The following is a 2,326-nucleotide window of genomic DNA, read 5'->3' as shown; positions in this document are numbered from 1 at the left end:
CCGGAGCAGCTGACACTGGACGTCCCCGCAGGCACTCTGGGTGCGCTTGCCTGGGGCGATCCCTCCTCACCCCTGGTCATCGCCTTCCATGGCTGGCTTGATAACGCTGCCAGTTTCAACCGCCTGGGGCCGGCTCTCGCCGACGACTACCGGGTGGTGGCAGTGGATCTTCCAGGCCATGGTTTTTCCTATCACAGACCGCCGGGGGCAAGTTATGAGCTGCTCGACTATGTGCGGGACCTGGCACCCCTGTTTGACCGTGAGGCGTCGCAGGGAGCCGTTCTGCTCGGCCATTCACTGGGTGGAATCGTGGCGAGCCTGCTCAGTGTGGCGGTGCCGGAACGGGTGAGGGCGTTGATGCTGGTGGACAGCCTGGGGCCGCTTACCGGCGACGCCGAATCCTTCCCGGACCAGCTCAAGCAGGCCATTGACCGCGTGCGCCAGGGCAGCCGCGGTCAGCCGCCCCGTTATGCGGACGTTGAGGAAGCCATCGTCGCGCGCATGAAGGGTCGCATCCCGCTGTCCCGTGTCGCCGCTGAATGCATTGTGCCAAGAAGTCTCCAGCAGGATCAGCAGGGCTGGCGGTGGGGAACGGATGCAAGGCTGCGCTATCCGTCCATGCACCGGTTGGAAGAGGATGAGGTTGAAGCCTACCTGGCGGCCATTGCCGCACCCACACTGCTTATAAGAGCCAATCGGGGCATGGCCGCCTTCAAGCCGGAATGGATCGAGGGCCGTCTGCCCAGGCTGTCTGACGCTGAGGTGATCGATGTGGAGGGAAGCCATCACTGTCATCTGGATGGAGACGTTGGCGGGCTGGCCGAGGGCTGCCTGGGCTGGCTGGGCCGCATCCGGTCTGCGCCCTTGTAATGATCACCGGCCGAGCCCATTGTCATTCAAGGGATTTGAATCCGAAGGGAGCAGGCGATGAATGAACCACAGACCGTGGCACTGGTGCTCGGCAGTGGTGGTGCCCGGGGGTACGCTCACATTGGCGTGATTGAGGTGCTCAGGGAGCAGGGCTACAACATCGTGGCCATTTCCGGTGCCAGTATGGGAGCGCTCATTGGCGGCATGTACGCCGCCGGTAAGCTGCAGGCCTATAAGGACTGGGTCACCGGGCTTGATCAGCTGCAGCTGCTGCGCCTTCTCGACTTTTCCCTGGGGTCACCCGGTGCGATCCGCGGCGAAAAGGTTTTCGGCGTGGTGCAGGAAATGCTTGGCGATCTGCGCATTGAGGACCTGCAGATTCCCTTCACGGCAGTGGCGACGGACCTGCTGGCGCACCAGGAGGTGTGGTTTCAGGAAGGGCCGCTCCATCAGGCGGTGCGGGCCTCCACGGCGATCCCCAGTGTGATCACGCCGGTGATGCTGCATGGCCGGGTGCTGGTGGATGGCGGGCTGCTCAACCCCCTGCCGATCATTCCCACGGTGGCCTCCCATGCGGATCTGATCATGGCCGTGAACCTGAGTGGCAACGACAAGCGCTATGCCAACCTGCCACCGCTGGAGGAATGGGCCTCCCGCGAGCGCAAGCAGCATGAAGCGGCCGCCGAGGCTGCGGCACAGGCGGCAGCCGACGAGGAAGTGGATCCAGCGGAAGAAGCCGACGCCTCGCCGGATGAGTGGCTGGACAGGCTCAAACAGCGTGCGGCCCGTTGGTTTGACTGGGACAGCCAGGACAGCGCGGCACGACGCCGTGGCCGGGCCAGTAGCGAGGAACAGGCGCTGGCGGAGGCCCAGAAGCGCCATGCGCGCGAAAAGGCGGCGGGAAAGGGAAGCGAGGGCGACGATGCGCGCTCGGTGAGCCTGCAGGAGCTGGGGCTCGGCAAGTTTGATGTCATGAACCTGGCGATCGAGACCATGCAGGACTCGCTGACCCGTTACAAGATCGCCGGCTATCCGCCGGATATCCTGATCAACTTCCCCAAGCATGTATGCCGCTCGTTCGATTACCATCGTGCCCCGGAGCTGATCCAGCTGGGGCGGATGCTTGCGGAGGATGCCCTTGAGGACCATCGCAATGCGGGTACGGGGGAGCCGCGGATCCCGGGAATGAACCGCCAATAGCTGGTACAATCGAGGCTTTTACGGGATGACTCCGGGAGTACTGGGTGAGCACCGAAGCCATTGAACAACTCCAGACCGTGCGCGACTGGCTGCGTTACGCGGTGTCACGGTTCACGCAGGCCGGCGTCTGGTGCGGCCACGGCACCGACAGCCACTGGGATGACGCGGTACAGCTGCTGATGCAGACCCTGCATCTGCCCATGGACAATAACGTGCCCTTCCTGGATGCCCGTCTGACCCTCTCTGAACGGGAACA

2 protein-coding genes and 1 pseudogene are annotated in these 2,326 nt (G+C 63.9%); all 3 read left to right on the top strand.

Going from position 1 to position 2,326, the window contains the following annotated elements; translation table 11 throughout:
- On the top strand, positions 1 to 870 hold an 870-nt coding region (locus QZ501_RS15070), incomplete at its 5' end, for an alpha/beta hydrolase (RefSeq protein WP_295720646.1).
- Between the two features lie 57 nt (positions 871 to 927).
- Positions 928 to 2,070 (top strand): patatin-like phospholipase family protein, encoded by a 1,143-nt coding sequence (locus QZ501_RS15065; RefSeq protein WP_295720644.1) that lies wholly within the window; start codon positions 928 to 930, stop codon positions 2,068 to 2,070.
- A 44-nt stretch (positions 2,071 to 2,114) separates the two neighbouring features.
- A pseudogene (locus tag QZ501_RS15060) lies at positions 2,115 to 2,326 on the top strand (50S ribosomal protein L3 N(5)-glutamine methyltransferase); the annotation flags it as partial.

It is taken from the genome of uncultured Halovibrio sp. (assembly GCF_913056445.1).
GTDB classification, from domain to species: Bacteria; Pseudomonadota; Gammaproteobacteria; order Pseudomonadales; family Oleiphilaceae; genus Halospina; species Halospina utahensis_B.
The sequence above is the reverse complement of the archived record's forward strand: the minus strand, read 5'-3'. Positions and strand labels throughout refer to the sequence as shown.

Coding starts and splice junctions, on each gene's coding strand:
- QZ501_RS15065 (WP_295720644.1), top strand. CDS start 928: ATGAATGAACCACAGACCGTGGCACTGGTGCTCGGCAGTGGTGGTGCC.